The organism is Sphingobium psychrophilum (assembly GCF_012927105.1).
Classification (GTDB): domain Bacteria; phylum Pseudomonadota; class Alphaproteobacteria; order Sphingomonadales; family Sphingomonadaceae; genus Sphingobium; species Sphingobium psychrophilum.
In genome coordinates, this window is sequence record NZ_JABBFV010000030.1 from 18262 (window position 1) to 34227 (window position 15966).

At 65.1% G+C, this 15966-nt stretch carries 15 protein-coding genes; 6 read left to right on the top strand and 9 right to left on the bottom strand.

Features of this window, described 5'->3' with window-relative positions:
• Positions 1-91 precede the first annotated feature (91 nt).
• Entirely contained in the window at positions 92-1072 is a 981-nt protein-coding gene (locus tag HHL08_RS22920) for a PQQ-dependent catabolism-associated beta-propeller protein (protein WP_169575252.1), read from the bottom strand.
• 148 nt (positions 1073-1220) lie between these two features.
• Between HHL08_RS22920 and pedF the strand changes: the two genes are divergently transcribed.
• The 4 genes from pedF (at position 1221) to HHL08_RS22940 (ending at position 5164) form a co-directional block, all read left to right on the top strand.
• On the top strand, positions 1221-1649 hold the full coding sequence (gene pedF / locus HHL08_RS22925) for a cytochrome c-550 PedF (RefSeq protein ID WP_169575253.1): 429 nt from the start codon (positions 1221-1223) through the stop codon (positions 1647-1649).
• Between the two features lie 5 nt (positions 1650-1654).
• A complete protein-coding gene (locus HHL08_RS22930) occupies positions 1655-2521 on the top strand; it encodes a substrate-binding periplasmic protein (protein WP_169575254.1) in 867 nt (288 codons plus the stop codon).
• A 108-nt stretch (positions 2522-2629) separates the two neighbouring features.
• Positions 2630-4369 carry a methanol/ethanol family PQQ-dependent dehydrogenase gene (locus HHL08_RS22935; protein WP_169575255.1) on the top strand — a complete coding sequence of 580 codons (1740 nt, stop codon included), beginning with the start codon at positions 2630-2632 and terminating at the stop codon, positions 4367-4369.
• 12 nt (positions 4370-4381) lie between these two features.
• A complete protein-coding gene (locus HHL08_RS22940; RefSeq protein WP_169575256.1) occupies positions 4382-5164 on the top strand; it encodes a response regulator in 783 nt (260 codons plus the stop codon).
• Positions 5165-5168: 4 nt separating this feature from the next.
• Here the strand turns inward: HHL08_RS22940 and HHL08_RS22945 are convergent, their stop codons facing one another.
• The 7 genes from HHL08_RS22945 to HHL08_RS22975 all read right to left on the bottom strand — a co-directional run bounded on the left by HHL08_RS22945 (position 5169) and on the right by HHL08_RS22975 (position 13422).
• Positions 5169-6752 (bottom strand): Na+/H+ antiporter, encoded by a 1584-nt coding sequence (locus tag HHL08_RS22945; protein WP_169575257.1) that lies wholly within the window; start codon positions 6750-6752, stop codon positions 5169-5171.
• A 73-nt stretch (positions 6753-6825) separates the two neighbouring features.
• Positions 6826-9048 carry a hybrid sensor histidine kinase/response regulator gene (locus HHL08_RS22950; RefSeq protein ID WP_169575258.1) on the bottom strand — a complete coding sequence of 741 codons (2223 nt, stop codon included), beginning with the start codon at positions 9046-9048 and terminating at the stop codon, positions 6826-6828.
• Positions 9045-10187 (bottom strand): FIST N-terminal domain-containing protein, encoded by a 1143-nt coding sequence (locus HHL08_RS22955; protein WP_169575259.1) that lies wholly within the window; start codon positions 10185-10187, stop codon positions 9045-9047. Before HHL08_RS22955 ends, HHL08_RS22950 begins: the two co-directional genes overlap by 4 nt.
• Positions 10188-10259: 72 nt before the next feature.
• On the bottom strand, positions 10260-10664 hold the full coding sequence (locus HHL08_RS22960; RefSeq protein WP_169575260.1) for a DUF779 domain-containing protein: 405 nt from the start codon (positions 10662-10664) through the stop codon (positions 10260-10262).
• Positions 10665-10773: 109 nt separating this feature from the next.
• A complete protein-coding gene (gene adh / locus HHL08_RS22965) occupies positions 10774-12294 on the bottom strand; it encodes an aldehyde dehydrogenase (RefSeq protein WP_169575261.1) in 1521 nt (506 codons plus the stop codon).
• 49 nt (positions 12295-12343) lie between these two features.
• The gene (locus HHL08_RS22970; protein WP_408021802.1) at positions 12344-12790 is read right to left on the bottom strand and encodes a pseudoazurin; all 447 of its coding nucleotides are present in this window, start codon (positions 12788-12790) and stop codon (positions 12344-12346) included.
• A gap of 89 nt (positions 12791-12879) precedes the next feature.
• Positions 12880-13422, bottom strand: a complete 543-nt coding sequence (locus HHL08_RS22975; protein ID WP_169575263.1) for a rhodanese-like domain-containing protein — start codon at positions 13420-13422, stop codon at positions 12880-12882.
• Between the two features lie 77 nt (positions 13423-13499).
• On the opposite strand from HHL08_RS22975, the gene HHL08_RS22980 reads away from it, so the two are divergent.
• Together HHL08_RS22980 and HHL08_RS22985 are read left to right on the top strand one after the other, a co-directional pair.
• The gene (locus tag HHL08_RS22980; RefSeq protein ID WP_169575264.1) at positions 13500-14300 is read left to right on the top strand and encodes a quinoprotein dehydrogenase-associated SoxYZ-like carrier; all 801 of its coding nucleotides are present in this window, start codon (positions 13500-13502) and stop codon (positions 14298-14300) included.
• Positions 14297-15238, top strand: coding sequence for a quinoprotein relay system zinc metallohydrolase 1 (locus tag HHL08_RS22985; protein ID WP_169575265.1), 942 nt, complete (start codon positions 14297-14299; stop codon positions 15236-15238). Before HHL08_RS22980 ends, HHL08_RS22985 begins: the two co-directional genes overlap by 4 nt.
• A gap of 177 nt (positions 15239-15415) precedes the next feature.
• On the opposite strand, the gene HHL08_RS22990 is transcribed toward HHL08_RS22985, so the two are convergent.
• Positions 15416-15706: a DUF1330 domain-containing protein gene (locus tag HHL08_RS22990; protein WP_169575266.1), complete on the bottom strand. Its 291-nt coding sequence runs from the start codon at positions 15704-15706 to the stop codon at positions 15416-15418.
• Positions 15707-15966 lie beyond the last annotated feature (260 nt).

The following is a 15966-nucleotide window of genomic DNA, read 5'->3' on the forward strand; positions in this document are numbered from 1 at the left end:
CCGGCTTGTGTCCGGCTGGGGCGGAGAGTGGGACGGATGGGGGTGCCGAGAAATTGGACTTAGGTTCTCGTCCCTTCGGACAAGATGCGAATCAGGGCGCGGCGACGATGCCCCACGGCGCAGCGCCAACCGCGATGGTCTGCACCACCGAACCCTTGGCCAGGTCGATCACGGAGACATTGTCCGAAAGGCCATTGGCGGCATAGGCGCGTGTCCCATCGCCGCTGATCGCGACATGCCAGACGCGCTTGCCGACCGGCACATAGGCCCGCACCTTGCGGGTCGCGACATCGACCAACGCGACATGGTCGGCCCGGCCCAGCGCGATGACGGCGGTCTTGCCATCGGGCGTGAATCGGATGCCGCATGGCAGGATGCGATGATCGGGCACGCCGGGGATGGCGAAACGCAACGTCTCGGTCACTTGCCGGCTGGCGGTGTTGATGATCTGCACCGTCCCGCCGATCTCGGCGGCAACCCACAACTGCGTGCCGTCGGCGGTGAATTCGACATGGCGGGGACGCTGGTCCGTCGGCGTTTCGGCGACCATCGCCTTGGCTTTGACGTCGATCCAGTTGACGACATTATCCTCCTCCGACGTAACCACCACCCATTGGCCATCGGGACTTTGCGCCACACCCTCCGGCTCGCCGCCGACATCGACCTGGAAGGCGACGGTGCGGCTGGCCAGGTCGATTGCGGTCAGTGCGGCGTCGTCCTCATTGGCGACGAACAGGGTCGCGCCGTCGCGGGACAGGAAGAATTGCTCCGGATCCTGCCCGGACGGCAGTTCCGCCACCACCTTGCCGCTCGCCCGATCGATCACCTGCACCGCATGGTCAAGGCTGGCGCAAAGATAGAGATATTTGCCGTCCTTCGACACGGTGATGCCGCGCGGCCGGCCGCCTACGGCCCAGGTCGCCGTCACCATGCCCGACGTCGCATCGATCACGCTGACGCTATCGCCCCGCTCGTTGGAGACATAGAGAGTTTCTGGGAGAGTTTCTGCCAGGATTGGGACTGGGGCCGCGGCGGGCAGCAGCATCAGCCCTGCGATCATGACGCGCTTCATATATTTCTTCCTCTCCGTCCCTCTTCTGGGTCCAAGGGTCTATCCGCAGCCCACGCGCTACGGGATAGTACCAATGGCCAATGGGGGTGTGGCCCGCCCTTCCCTACACTGGCGGTTGGCAGGGGAAAACTGACCGGGTGAGGATAGAATGAAGATATTGGGTAGGGTCGCATTGCTGGGTGCCATCGCCACGCTGGGCATGACTGCGGCAAGTGCATTGCTGGCGCATGGCGACGTGACGCCGCAGGCGGTGGATACGACGGCATTGCCGGAAATCGGCGAAACCTGGCTGGAGAAAAATCCCTATAGCGGTAACGCGAAGGCGATCGAGATCGGCCAGTCCGCTTATGGCCAGAATTGCGCGCGATGCCACGGGCTTGACGCGGAAAGCGGCGGCATCGCCCCTGACCTGCGCTATCTGGAAGCAGGCGAGACGGGCGACCAATGGTTCGCCGAACGCTATCGGCACGGCTCCAGCCATGACGGCAAAGTCTATATGCCGCCCTTCGGCGACGTATTGGGGCAAAAGGCCGGCTGGGCGATCCGCGCCTGGCTCGAAACCAAGCACGAAGGCTGATCGCGATGCTCAGCCGTCGCGCATGGATGGGCGGGGCAGGGGCGGCGCTGGCGCTGGGCCTGCTACCGGGCCGCAGCGAAGCCGCGCCGCTTGCCAAGGTCAAGGCGCTCGGCACGCTGCGGGTGGTCGTTTACAAGGATAACCGTCCCTGGTCGTGGGAGGAAGGCGGCAAGCTCGTCGGCCTGGACGTCGATCTGGCGCAGGCGATCGCCGGCAAGCTCGGCGTGCGCGCCGACGTGGCGGAACTCGTCGCGGACGAAAGCGCCGACGACGATCTGCGCAACGGCGTTTGGAAGGGCGGCCTGCTGGGCTTCACGCCAGGCGACGTCATGCTGCACGTCCCCTTCGACCGCAGCTTCGCCGCGCGCAACGATCAGGTGGCGATCGTCGCACCCTATTATCGCGAGAGTTTCGCACTGGCCGGCCTGGGCGGCGCGGTGCCGCTGGAAGGGATGCCGACCGAATGGCGTGGTCGCCGGTTGGCGGCCGAACTGGACAGCATCCCCGATTTCTATCTGATCGGTAGCTTCGGTGGGGTCTTGACCAAGGATGTGGCCCATTACCCGACGGGGTCGGCGGCGGTGGATGCGGTGACGGGCGGCAAGGCCGACGCCGTGCTCGCCAGCCGCGCCCAGATCGAGGAGGGGTTGCACCGCGCGGGCGAGCGCGCCAGCCGGATCGCGCTGCGCAAGGGGCCATTGCCCGCCTTCACCTCGCCCGGCTGGGACATCGGCATGGCGGTGAAGGAAAATAGCCGCACGCTGGGCGATGCGGTGGAGGAAATCACCACCACTATGGCAACCAACGGCGAGATGAAGGCGCTGTTCGCGCGCTACGGCGTCACCTGGACACCGGCGAACGCCGCGGGGTGAAGGCCGGACAATGTTCCGACCAAAGGTCCAATTGCCGCCCCGTCTGGGTGGCATAGTCTGCACATAAACGGGGGGCGTAGAGCGCCCGTTCAACTAGGGAGGATGGTTATGAAGGGACCGATCATGCGGGCGCTGTCGGGCGTTGCCGCGATGACGCTGGCGATGGGCGCCGCGCCGCTGGTGGCGCAAGGGCCGACCGATGCGGATTTGATGAACGACGCCAAATCGACCGGTGACGTGCTGACCTATGGCATGGGACCGCAAGCGCATCGCTTCAGCACCCTTAACGCCATCAACAGCGGCAATGTGTCGAAGATGGTGCCGGCCTTTTCCGCCTCGCTGGGCGGCGAAAAGCAGCGCGGCCAGGAAGCTCAACCGATCGTCTACGATGGCATCATCTATGTAACGGGCAGCTATTCGCGCCTGTTCGCCTTCGACGCGCGCACCGGGGAAGAAAAATGGCAATATGACGCCCGTCTGCCTGACGGCATCATGCCATGCTGCGACGTCGTCAACCGCGGTGCCGCCATCCATGGCGACAAGATCATCTTCGCGACGCTCGACGCGCGTTTGGTGGCGCTCAACCGCCTGACTGGCAAGGTGATTTGGAACAAGCAGATCGCCGATTATAAGGAAGGCTATAGCGCCACCGCCGCACCTTTGATCGTGCGGGGCATGGTCATCACCGGCAATTCGGGCGGCGAATTCGGCGTCGTAGGCGCGGTCGATGCGCGCGACGTCAACACCGGCGAGCTGATCTGGCATCGTCCCGTGATCGAAGGCCATATGGGCACGCTCAAGGGCCAGGATAACGGCGTCACCGGCAAGCTCAACGCCACTTGGCAGGGCGATTTGTGGAAGAGCGGCGGCGGCGCGACATGGCTGGGCGGCACCTATGACCCGGACACCAACCTGCTCTTCTTCGGCACCGGCAATCCCGCGCCCTGGAACAGCCATCTGCGCCCCGGCGACAATCTCTATACCGCCTCGACCCTGGCGATCGACCCGGAAACCGGCGTCATCAAATGGCATTATCAGACCACCCCGCATGACGGCTGGGATTTCGACGGGGTGAATGAATTCATTCCCTTCGACGCCACCATCAACGGCAAGCCGATGAAGCTGGGGGCCAAGGCCGACCGCAACGGTTATTTCTTCGTGCTCGACCGCACCAACGGCAAGTTCATCAGCGCCAACAAGTTCGTCATGCAGACGACCTGGGCCAATGGCTTCAACAAGGCCGGCAAGCCCAACGTCATCCCCGAAGGCCGTCCGCCAGCCCCTGGCGAGGGCAAGGGCAAGTCGGTCTTCGCCTCGCCATCCTTCCTGGGCGGCAAGAACTGGATGCCCATGGCCTACAGCCAGGATACCGGCCTGTTCTACATCCCGTCCAACGACTGGGGCATGGACATCTGGAACGAACCGATCGCCTACAAGAAGGGCGCGGCCTATCTGGGCGCGGGCTTCACCATCAAGTCGATCGCGGAGGATCATATCGGCGCGCTGCGGGCGATGGACCCCAAGACCGGCAAGATCGTGTGGGAATATAAGAACAAGGCGCCGTTGTGGGGCGGGGTGCTCTCCACCGGCGGCAACCTGGTCTTCACCGGCACGCCCGAAGGCTATCTCAAGGCGTTCGATGCCAAGACCGGCCAGGAATTGTGGAAATTCCAGACCGGCTCGGGCGTGGTCGGATCGCCCGTCACCTGGGAACAGGATGGCGAACAATATGTGGCGGTGATGTCCGGCTGGGGCGGCGCGGTGCCGCTGTGGGGCGGCGAAGTCGCCAAGTCGTTCAAGGACATCAACCAGGGCGGTGCGCTCTGGGTGTTCAAACTGCCCAAGTGAGGAACTAGGCAAATGATCGTCATGGGACGTGGACATTATGCGCAATCGGCCCCGGCCATCCCGCCCGGCGCATTGCGGCTTGCCACGTCCCACGATGTGTCCGATCATCAGCGGCAGGGGCATGACATGGGGCATTATATGGGCGGGGAAGCGGTCATGGAGCGGGTGTTGATCATCGACGATCACCCGCTGGTGCGCGACGGATTGCGCAGCGTGATCGCCATCAGTTTCGACAATATCGAGATTTTCGAGGCGGCGGGACTCGAAGAGGCTGTCGCAACGCTGGAAAAGCAGGAAAATTTCGACCTCATCCTGCTCGACCTGAACATTCCCGACGTGCGCCGCCTGGATGGGCTCAAGCTGCTGCGCGATCGCTTTCCGATCCTGCCGGTGGTGATGGTGTCGGGCGCATTCGACCGTTCGATCGTGCAGGAAGCGCTGGCCGCAGGCGCGGCCGGCTTCATCCCCAAATCCTTGAAGCGCAGCGCGATCGTGGAGGCGCTGCATCGCGTCGTGTCGGGCGAAATCTACCTGCCCGAAACCATGGGCGAGGGTGCTGCGCCGTCAGCGGAGGAGGATGATATTGCGCGCCGGATCGACAGCCTGACGCCGCAGCAAAAGACGGTGCTGGGCCATCTGGTCAACGGCCGCTTGAACAAGCAGATCGCCCATGACCTCAACGTGTCGATGACGACCATCAAGGCGCATGTGTCGGCGATCTTGCAGAAACTGGGCGTATTGAGTCGCACACAGGCGGTGATCAAGGCCAACCGCGTGCATTTCGGCGCGGATTGAGGCTTCAGGCTTTCGCCGACAGCGCTCCCAGTTCCTCGATATCCAGGTCGCGTTCCAGTTCCTGAAACGTCGCCTCGTCAATCTCGCCAGCACGGTGCAGGCGCAGCAGTTCGGCCCGCCCGGCCGCGACAGCCTTCAGGACAAGGTTGAAATGCGCGTGCAATGTGTCGGCATGTTCGGCTTCCTGCCCGGCATAGTTGGCGGACAATGTGGCATGGCGCTGGTATCGATCGAGCAGGCGCGGATGCAGCAGCGTGCCGTCCGCATCATAGGCATGGGCCTCAACCACCCGGACCTGCGCCTGCGCCATGGCGGCTTCGGCCTCACTCATGCTCATGCGCGCCTTGTCGCTTTCCGGTTCCTCCAACTGCATCCACCGGATCACTGCGCCCAAGGTCGTCCCCTGGATCAGCACGGTGCCGATGATGACGCCGAAGGCCGCGACCAGGATGAAGTCGCGGCCGGGAAAACCCTCCGGCACGCTCAGCGCCACCGCCAGCGTCACCACGCCGCGCATCCCGGCCCAGCCCAGCACAATGGCCGACCGCGCGCCGATCGGTGCGTAGCGGCGCAATCCGCAGGCCCGCAGCAGGCGGGTGACGCCGTCCGACCCGAACACCCAGGCGAAGCGCGCCAGCGTCAGCGCGACCAGAATGGCCAGCACCGGCCCCGCCATCTGCGCCAGCACCAGTTCGAACCCGCCGACCCGGTCGATCACCCCGCGCAGGGACGATCCGATCAGCAGGAAGACGAACGCCTCCATAAGGAAGATCATCACCGCCCAGAAGGCGGTGCCATTCATCCGCACCGTCGCGGAAAAGACGACATGCTGATACCAGCCGCAGATGAGGCCGGTCGTGACCGTGGCGATCACGCCCGACACATGCACCGTCTCCGCCAGCAGATAGGATGCCCAGGGCGCCAGCAGCGAAGAAGCGATCATCAGATATTTATCGTCCAGCCGCGGCGTCAGCCGGACCCAGGCGATGCCCACCGCCGCGCCGACCAGCGCGCCGCCGATCGCCAGCAGCGCGAAGCTTTCCATCGCCTCCACCATGCTGAACGCGCCGGTGACGCCCGCCGCGATCGCGAAGCGGAAGAGGACGAGGCCGCTGGCGTCGTTGAACAGGCTTTCGCCCTCCAGCAAAATGGCCAAGCGGCGGGGCAGGCGGACATGTTGCAACACGGCGCGCGCCGATATGGCATCCGGCGGCGACACGATCGCGCCTAGCGCCGCACAGGCGGCCCAGGGCAGCGAGGGCACCAGCCAATGCGTCACCACCGCCACGATCACCGTGGTAAAGACCACCGCACCCACCGCCAGCGCGATGATGCCCAACATGTGCCGATGCAGGTGGCGCAGCGCGATGAACCACGCCCCGTCCATCAGCAGCGGCGGCAGGAAGATGACCAGCACCAGTTCCGGGTCGAGCGAGATGACCGGCAGGCCCGGCAGAAAGGCGAAGAGCGCGCCGCCGGTCAACAGCGCGACGGCGGGCGGAAGGCCCATTTTGTGCGCCGCATAATGCAACAGGATGATCGCCAGCAGCATGACGACCAGCAATTCGAACAATTGCATCGGATGCATCGCGTCCCCCTACGTCCAGCTTTGTTCCTCTACTAACGCCTGATCGCCGCAGGTCCAGAGGAGCGCGAACCCGCTATTTCAGCATGGTCCGCAACAGCGCGCGGAGCTGCGCGGGCTTGACCGGCTTGTTGAGCAGCGGGATGCCGTGCGCGTCGAGTCGCGCCTTCAACTCCTTGCCGCGATCGGCGGAGATCATCACGGCGGGGATCGGCATGGCGAAATGGTCGCGCAGTCGGTCCAGCGCAACGTCGCCCGTTTCGCCCTCGTTCAGATGATAGTCGATCAGGATGATGTCCGGCGCGCTGTCCGGTGCAAACAGGCCGGTCGCTTCGGCAAAGCCGCCCGCCGCCAGTACGGTGCAGCCCCAGCCGCCCAGCAGGGTGCGCATCCCCGTCTGGATCGCCCGTTCATTGTCGATCACCAGCACGTTGAGCCCGCGCATCGATCGGTCGCGGCCGATCGGCTCCGGCCCGCTGTCCAGATCGGCCACCGGCTCGCCGATCGGCAGGTCGATCGCGAAGGTCGATCCGCGGCCAGGCGCGGACTCCAGCGTCACGCGATGGCCCAGCATGTCGCTCGCCCGCTTGACGATGGCCAGGCCCAGTCCCTTGCCGCTGGTGCGGGTGTCGAGTCGGCGAAATTCCTCGAACACCAGCGCCTGCTTGTCGGCCGCGATGCCGGGACCGCTGTCGATCACGCTGACGCGGATGGTCCGTTCGCCCACCACGCAATCGAGCCGAACTGAACCCTGTTGGGTATAGCGCAGCGCGTTGGACAGGAAATTCTGCAGGATGCGCCGCACCAGCCTTATGTCGGACCGGACCCAGAGCGGCTCGCTCGCCATGTCCAGCATCAGGCCCGATGCGCGGGCAACGGGCGCAAATTCCACCCGCAACGTGCCCAGCAGCGTGTCGAGCCGGAAGTCGATAATCTCCGGCTGGATCGCGCCGGCGTCGAGCCGGCTGATCTCCAGCAGCGCCTCCAGCAGATCCTCGACCGAATCGAGCGCGGTCGATGTCTGGTTGACCAGCGCACGGGTGGGCAACGCCAGCCGCCGGTCGCCCAGCGCCGCGACGAACAATCGCGCTGCGTTCAACGGCTGCAACAGGTCGTGGCTGGCGGCGGCCAGGAAGCTGGTCTTGGACAGGTTCGCCTTCTCCGCCGCCGTCTTCGCGTCGCGCAGCTGCGCCTCGATCTCGCGCCGTTCGGCCACTTCGGCGCGCAGTTCGGCGGTGCGTTCTGCGACGCGGCGCTCCAGCGTCTCGGCGGTTTCCTGAAGGCCCGCCTGTGCGCGCAGCATGTCCGTGACGTCGGTGAAGCCGATCACTTGGCCCCCGCGCTCCAGCGCCGTGCTGCGGACGTCGAACTGGCGGTCTCCGGCCGCGACCAGCGCATGGCGCGCTGCGCCCGGCTGGTCGCCCCGCCAGTCGAGACACCCCCCGTCCGCCATGCCCAGCCGATCGCGGCACCAGCCTAGCAGCGCGCCATGGCTGGCCCCTTCCTGCGCCCAGTCGTCGGGCAAATGGAGGATATGCTGCAATGCCTCGTTCCAGGCGGCGACCCGGCCGTGGGCATCGAACAGGCACACCCCCTCGGACAGATTGTCGAGCGTCGATTGCAGCACCAGATTGCGTTCGGCCAGTTCCAGCGCGCGGTTGCGGGCGTCTTCCGCCTTCACTTCCGTAATGTCGGTATAGATGCCGACGATCCCGCCCTCGCTGGTGCGCAATTCGTTGATCTGGACCCAGCGGTCGTCGGCCAGCGCCTGGACATGACCGCCATCAGCGACGCTGTGGCGCGCCAGCCGGTCGGACACCCAGCGATCCGGGGCGACCACCGATCCAGGCGGGCGGTGATGCGCCGCGGCCAGCCGCGCGACATCCTCGAACGACATGCCTTCATGCAGTTGGTCGGCGATTTCGGGCCAGAAGCCCAGATAGGCGTCGTTGAACAGGACCAGCCGATCCTCCGCATCGAACAGCACGAAGCCTTCGTTGATCGAATCGATCGCGTCGCGCAGGCGCAGCTGCGCCGCGTCGGCGCTCGCATGGGCATGGGCCAGCTCGGCATTGGCGGTGGCGAGCCGTCCCAGCGCATCTTCCAGCTCGGTCGTCCGTTCGCGCACCATCGCTTCCAGCGTGATCGCGGTTTCGAACATCGAAAAGGCGTTGCCGGCCATGTCGCTGGACCGTTCCACCCGATCGATCAGCGCGGCATTGATCTTGCGCAACTTGCGATTGTCTTCGCGCAGTTGAGCAAGGTCCGCGTCGGTCGAGGGAAGGGTCGTTTCCGTCACCGCCCGATCGCCAGCCCGCTGAACGTCTGGTTGACGTGCAGTGCATGATATTGCTCGCCATAGGTGTTGAAGCCGATCACGCGATGGCGGCCATAGAGTTCGGACACGGCGCGGCCGATCTGCCGCTGTTCCGCGTCGATGCGGTTGAGCACGCAATCGAAGGCGATGATGCGGTCGACCTGCCCGACATGGGTGCCGATATCGGCGAACATCGTCTCCATCCCCGCGATCCGGTCGATCGGCTCGCCCACGGTCAGCACGATCCCTTCATCGATCGCGCAGTAGAAGGTCAGGCTGCCGTCCGGGTTGGCGCTCTGGATCGACCGCACATGATAGTCGCCGCCCGCGCGCACCATCGGCGGATGTGCGGCGTAGAAGGCCAGGCCCAGCGCTTCGCCGGCATGGCCCGCCAGCCGCAGATATTCCTGCGCGGCCGGCTCTGCGTTGATCTCGGTCACGATCCGGTCCTGCGGGATCGCGCCGGTCACGACCATCTTCGCCGCGCCGGGCCTGTAATGCTGCGCTTTGAAGACGTGGATCGGGCGCGGGGTGGACAGGATCGCGATCACCGCGGCCCGCTTGTGAAAACGGCCGCCCTCGAAGATCGCGGTTTCGCGGAACGCCAGGCCGTCGCCTGACGAACCGCCGATCAGCGGGATGTCGCCTAGCGCATCCTGAATCGTCATCGTCAGCAATTCTTCGCGGTGGGACAGGCCATCGACCAGGAACAGCGCGACATGATTGACCGCCTCGCCCAGCCGCCGGCTGTCCCGGTCGGCAACCGCAGCCAGCGACCGGATCGCCTCGCGCGCGGCAACAGGATCGAACGCATCGATATCGTCGAAAATATGGGATGTCAGGTGGAAAGCGTCGGCCGGAAAGCCGATCACGCTCAGGCTGTCCTCGTCATAGCCCGCCTCGGTCAGTTCGCCCGAACTGGTGCAACCGATCGCGACGACATGTTCGCTATGCCGGTTGACCGCGCGCGCCAGTGCATCGCGATCGAAGCGGTGCGAGCAGAAGAGCAGCATCCCGGCCAGCGGCGCATCGCCCAATTGCCGTGCGACGTCCGCCATCGCCTTCGCCGGATCGGGCGAATGGCTCGATGCGAAACCGATTTCCGACGCTAACATGGTCATGTTCCTATCCCCCATGGCCTCCCCCTTTTCCGGGGGTTATGCACCGCGTCGCGTCCCAATGTCACGCTCGTCCTATCCCGTAATCCCGTCGCCCCTGGGCGGTTCGCCCGCCGCTTCCAGCAGCGCATTTTCCGCGTCGTCGAATATACGCGATCGGACGATGAAGCGGACGCCTTCGGGGCTTTCCAGCGACATGCCGGCACCGCGTCCCGGCACGACGTCGATCGTCACCTGGGTATGGCGCCAGTAATCGAACTGCGCCGCGCCGATCCACACCGCTATGTCGCCCGCGACATGGCCTAGCAGCACGTCCTGCCCGCCAACTTTGAATTCGCCGCGCGGGAAGCACATCGGCGCGGACCCATCGCAGCAGCCACCCGATTGGTGGAACATCAGTGGCCCATGCTTTTGCGTCAGGCTGTGCATCAGCGCCTGCGCCTCTGGCGTCGCCAATATGCGTGGGGGCAGCCCGGTCATGATCATGCTCCTGAAAAACGACGATGCGGCGGGCATCGGGGAAAGGATGCCCGCCGCCGTCAAAGGCCTTATGGAGAGGAATCCGCCTTCGACGAACCGTCAACGGCTTTTAGAAGAAGCCAAGCGCCTTGGGGCTGTAGCTCACCAGCAGATTCTTGGTCTGCTGATAATGGTCCAGCATCATCTTGTGGTTTTCGCGCCCGATGCCCGACTGCTTGTAGCCGCCGAACGCCGCATGGGCGGGATAGGCATGATAGCAGTTGGTCCACACCCGGCCCGCCTGGATGCCCCGGCCCATACGATAGGCGCGGCTGCCGTCGCGGGTCCATACGCCCGCGCCCAGGCCGTACAACGTGTCATTGGCGATGGCGAGCGCTTCGGCCTCGTCCTTGAAGGTGGTGACGGCCAGCACCGGGCCGAAAATCTCCTCCTGAAAGATGCGCATCTTGTTGTGGCCCTTGAGGACGGTGGGCGTGACATAATAGCCCTCGCTCAATTCGCCATCCAGATGCGCACGCGCACCGCCGGTCAGCAATTCCGCGCCTTCGTTCAGGCCGATCTCGATATAGGAGAGGATCTTTTCCAACTGGTCGTTCGACGCCTGTGCGCCGATCATGGTGCTGGGGTCGAGCGGGCTACCCTGCTTGATCGCCTTCACCCGCGCGATGGCGCGCTCGATGAACTTCTCGTAGATCGACTCCTGAATCAGCGCGCGGCTGGGGCAGGTGCAGACCTCGCCCTGATTCAGCGCGAACATCGCAAAACCCTCCAGGCACTTGTCGAAATAATCGTCGTCCGCGTCCATCACGTCGGCGAAGAAGATGTTGGGCGACTTGCCGCCCAGTTCCAACGTGACGGGGATCAGATTTTCCGACGCATATTGCATGATCAGGCGGCCTGTGGTCGTCTCGCCGGTGAAGGCGATCTTGCTGATGCGCTTGTTGCTGGCGAGCGGCTTGCCCGCCTCCACGCCGAAACCGTTGACGACGTTCAGCACGCCGGCCGGCAGCAGATCGCCGATCACGTCCAGCAGCACCAGAATCGACATCGGCGTCTGTTCGGCGGGCTTCAGCACGATGCAGTTGCCCGCGGCCAGCGCCGGGGCCAGCTTCCACACCGCCATCAGGATCGGGAAGTTCCACGGGATGATCTGGCCGACCACGCCCAGCGGCTCGTGAAAATGATAGGCGATCGTGTCATGGTCGATCTCGCTGATCGACCCTTCCTGCGCGCGGACGCAACCCGCAAAATAGCGGAAATGGTCGATGGCCAGCGGGATGTCGGCATGGGTCGTCTCGCGGATCGGCTTGCCGTTGTCGATCGTCTCCGCCATCGCGATGAGGTCCAGATTGGCCTCCATCCGATCGGCGATCTTCAGCAGGATGTTCGACCGGTCGGTGGACGATGTCTTGCCCCAGGCGTCCTTCGCCTTGTGCGCGGCATCCAGCGCCAGTTCGATATCGCCGGCGGTGCCGCGTGCGATTTTGCCGACCACTTGGCCGGTCACGGGCGAAATATTGTCGAAATAGCCGCCCTGCACCGGCGCGACCCACGCGCCGCCGATATAATTGTCATATTGGTCGCGGATCAGCGTCTTTCCCGCGAAACGCTCCATCGCCTGCTGCAGCATGTGTCTACTCCCGATTGCTATGCGTAAAAATTGAAAAGGGGCGCAGCCCTTACTTCACCTTGGCCAGCGCCGCGGTCATCCGCTTGGCAGCGAAGGGCGGCAGCTTCACGGCCTTGGCCGCGGCGATGTCTGCCGGCGTCACCTTGCCCACCTGCACCAGCGCGACCATGCCCATTGAATAATGTGGCATGCACTTGATGCCGTAGAGGCCGGACTTGCCGACGGTCAGCACCGCTTCCTTGTTCATGCCCCCCTTCATCGCCGTCGCGCCGGCGGGCAGCATGTTGGCCATCGTTTCGGCATTATGGCTGGCGTCGGTCGGCTTGAAACGGATCGTGTCGCCGGGCGCGGCCTTCACATAGCTTGGCTCGAACACCATCGATCCATCGGCGCCCTGATTCTTCATCTGGACGACAATCTCTTTCGCCGCGGCTGGCAGCGAAAAGGCCAGGACGGCGGCGGTCAGCAAACAGGCCGGGATGCGCAGGTCAGTCAAATCACTCTCCATGGAATCGGACGGCTTTCTCTGCCGGATTGATGGGAGAGTGCGGCCACAGGGGCTGCGCGCACAATTGACCTTTGGTCCTATGGCACGATGCCGCCGTTCGGTTCGACGCGGGAAAGCGGCTTTTGCAGGTCGCTCCACCCGTCCGTGCCCTCGGCCAGCCACCAGACATTGGTGTAGCCCGCCGCGCGCAGCCGCTTGGCCGCATTCCATCCCATCCAGCAATCGGCGCGGCAGAAGAGGATCAGCATCGTATCGCGGCGCCCCTTTGTCAGGCGCGCGATCCCTTGCGCGAACCAGGTATCGATCCCCGGACCCAGTGCGCCGCGCCCCGCCTCGGGAAACCAGTGCACGCCGCGAATGGACTCGTGTGGCACCGCCAGCCGCCAGCGCCCGTCCGCCTCGCGATGGCCACCCTCGGCCGGCAGCACGTCGATGAACAGGGCGTCGCGCCCCGGCCTCAGCTGCGCGGCGGCGGCCGGGGCGATCCGGCCGACGCCGACCGGCGCCTGCCGCACCGGTGCGCGATAATGGGCGATGCGATAGCCCGCCGGGTCGAACAGCGGTTCCTGCGCGATTCCCGGCGAAGCGATCAGTAGGGCAGGGATGAGGAAGCGGCGCATGATCGTCTCCGGGGGTGACCCAAGGGCCAATGGTAACCGACGCGGGAGGAGAATAGACCCCGACTAAAGGGAGAAGGATGTTGCAAAGGCAGGCAAGCCTTTGGGTCGCGCTCGCCCTGGTGCTGGTCGCGGCCGACGCCAGGGCGACAGCACCCGTCGATCCGCTGGGGTCGCCGATGTGGGCCGCCCATGCCCGCACGCTGTTCGGCGACGATCCGGTCCGCTTCGACCCGCGCGTCAAGGTCGACTTTCCGATGATCGCGGAAAATCAGCGCGCCTTTCCGGTCGCGATCGACGCCCGCGCTATCCCCGGCGTCGTTCGCATCGTCATCCTGGTCGATCTCAATCCCATTCCGATCGCCATCGACTATCGCCCGCTTCATGCCGCCCCTTATGTCGCGACCCGCATCAAGCTGGACCAGCGCACCCCGGTACGCGGCGCGGTGCAGCTGGCCAGCGGGGAATGGCTGGTGTCGGGCGGCTGGATCGACGCGGCTGGCGGCGGCTGCTCCGCCCCGCCGGTCAGCCGGGTCAAGGGCGACTGGGCCGAGCATCTGGGCGAGATACGCGGCGAAGCCTGGCCTTTGCCGGGCGGGCTGGCCCGCGTGCGCCTCAATTTCCGCCATCCGATGGACACCGGCCTGGTCGATAATATCGCGACCTATCATCTCGAAGCGCTGCGCGTGAAGGACAGCGGCGGCCGGACGCTGGGCGAGATGGATATCTGGGCGGCGGTGGCCGAAGATCCCGCGATCACGCTGATGGTCGAGGATGGGGCAGGGGCGCAGCTGACGGCGGAGGCGCGGGACACCAATGGGCGCGACTATCGCGCGGCGCTGCCCATGGCGCGCCAGTCTCCGATGCCGGGTGGCCGATGATCCTGTCGCGGCGGTCCCTGCTGGGCGGGGTGGCGGCGCTGGCGTCGGCGCCAGCGCGCGCGGCGGACTATGCGATCGCCCCCGAAGCGATCGGGCAGGGCGTCTGGCTGGTGCGCGGCGCGGACGAACCGATCGAGGCGGGCAATGGCGGCGCCATCGCCAATATCGCGATCATCACCACCCCGGCCGGCACGGTCCTTTGGGACTGCGGCCCCTCCGTCCGCTACGCCCGCGCGCTGCGGCAGGCGGCGGAGCAACTGACCGGCAAGCCGGTCGTGCGGGTCTATGTCAGCCATCTTCACCCCGATCATGGATTGGGCCTGGCTGCCTTCGATCCGGCGATCGTCGCGGCGCTGCCCGGCACGATCGATGCGCTGCGGGCGCAGGGGCAGGGCTATGCCGATGGCATGTACCGGCTGCTGGGCGACTGGATGCGCGGCACCGACCTGCTGCTGCCGGGCAGGGCGATCATGGCGTCGGAGGAGGATTTCGGCGGTCGGACGCTGCGCCTGCTGGCGCTATCCGGCCATAGCGCGGCGGACCTGGCCCTGCTCGACCCGCAGACGGGCCTGCTGATGGGCGGCGACCTGGTCTTTCACGACCGCGCGCCCAGCACGCCGACGGCGGACCTGAGCACATGGCGCGCCAGCCTCGATCGGCTGAAAGCGATGCCCCATGGTGGTGTCGTGCCGGGGCATGGTCCCTTCGATCCGGGCGGCACGGCGGCGATCGACCAGACGCGCGACTGGATCGACTGGCTGGAAGCGACGCTGACCCAGGCGGTGCGGGACGGGCTGGACATGGTCGAGGCGGGAGAACGGCCCATTCCGGATCGGTTCGTGAAGATGGCCGCCGCCCGCTACGAACTGCAACGCAGTGTGTCGCACCTTTATCCGGGGCTGGAGGCGGCGCTGCTGCCGCGGGTGGATGTGCCGTGAATGCGACAGCGAGTTGGACAGTTGTTTTAGATGGGTGAAATTCAAGCCATTGTTAAATAACGATTTTTAGGAAACCATGCGCCAGATCTGAACGCATGATTTCCTATTTTTCTCTATAAACAGTCGCTTACGGTTATCTAAAAAGGCACTATAAAGTGGACATTTCGCGCGGAAGGGTCAGTCGACGCCCTGGATGATGAAGGTCTGATAGTCGCCGCTCGCCAGCCGGAGCTTCAGCGCCTCCTGATAGGCGGGGCTGTCATACCAGGCCTCGGCCTCTTCGAAGGTCGGGAAGGCGATGATGACCGCGCTTTCGGTCGCCGGCCCATCGGTGGCGCGGGTCTTGCCATAGACGGCGAGCGGCGTGATCGCATGGCCCGCCATGGATTTGCCGGCCAGGTCGCCATAGGTGGCGAAGGTTGCGGGGTCCGAAATGCTGTTGCGGACGGCGACGAAATAGGCGGTCATGCTCTCTCTCTCCTGGTGTTAGAGTCTGTTTGGAAAAGCGCGAAAGGGCGCTTTTCAAGTGCGGTTCCGGCCCGCTCCCCCGCCCAACCACCCGACAGGATGATACTGGATCGTGTGGTTGGGCGGGGGAGCGGGCTGGAACCGGCTTTTCCAAACAGATGGGGTGGTTGCCGCCCTCCCCAGACGGCATCGCAATGTGCCAAGATAGTGGTGTTGAAAGGCCACTGAGCGGAAAGGACGGCAACCGTGACAAAGGATAT

Bases quoted from the DNA above. Each gene is read 5' to 3' on its own strand.
- HHL08_RS22920 (WP_169575252.1), bottom strand. From the start codon at position 1,072: ATGAAGCGCGTCATGATCGCAGGGCTGATGCTGCTGCCCGCCGCGGCC.
- pedF (WP_169575253.1), top strand. From the start codon at position 1,221: ATGAAGATATTGGGTAGGGTCGCATTGCTGGGTGCCATCGCCACGCTG.
- HHL08_RS22930 (WP_169575254.1), top strand. From the start codon at position 1,655: ATGCTCAGCCGTCGCGCATGGATGGGCGGGGCAGGGGCGGCGCTGGCG.
- HHL08_RS22935 (WP_169575255.1), top strand. From the start codon at position 2,630: ATGAAGGGACCGATCATGCGGGCGCTGTCGGGCGTTGCCGCGATGACG.
- HHL08_RS22940 (WP_169575256.1), top strand. From the start codon at position 4,382: ATGATCGTCATGGGACGTGGACATTATGCGCAATCGGCCCCGGCCATC.
- HHL08_RS22945 (WP_169575257.1), bottom strand. From the start codon at position 6,752: ATGCATCCGATGCAATTGTTCGAATTGCTGGTCGTCATGCTGCTGGCG.
- HHL08_RS22955 (WP_169575259.1), bottom strand. From the start codon at position 10,187: ATGACCATGTTAGCGTCGGAAATCGGTTTCGCATCGAGCCATTCGCCC.
- HHL08_RS22960 (WP_169575260.1), bottom strand. From the start codon at position 10,664: ATGACCGGGCTGCCCCCACGCATATTGGCGACGCCAGAGGCGCAGGCG.
- adh (WP_169575261.1), bottom strand. From the start codon at position 12,294: ATGCTGCAGCAGGCGATGGAGCGTTTCGCGGGAAAGACGCTGATCCGC.
- HHL08_RS22975 (WP_169575263.1), bottom strand. From the start codon at position 13,422: ATGCGCCGCTTCCTCATCCCTGCCCTACTGATCGCTTCGCCGGGAATC.
- HHL08_RS22980 (WP_169575264.1), top strand. From the start codon at position 13,500: ATGTTGCAAAGGCAGGCAAGCCTTTGGGTCGCGCTCGCCCTGGTGCTG.
- HHL08_RS22985 (WP_169575265.1), top strand. From the start codon at position 14,297: ATGATCCTGTCGCGGCGGTCCCTGCTGGGCGGGGTGGCGGCGCTGGCG.
- HHL08_RS22990 (WP_169575266.1), bottom strand. From the start codon at position 15,706: ATGACCGCCTATTTCGTCGCCGTCCGCAACAGCATTTCGGACCCCGCA.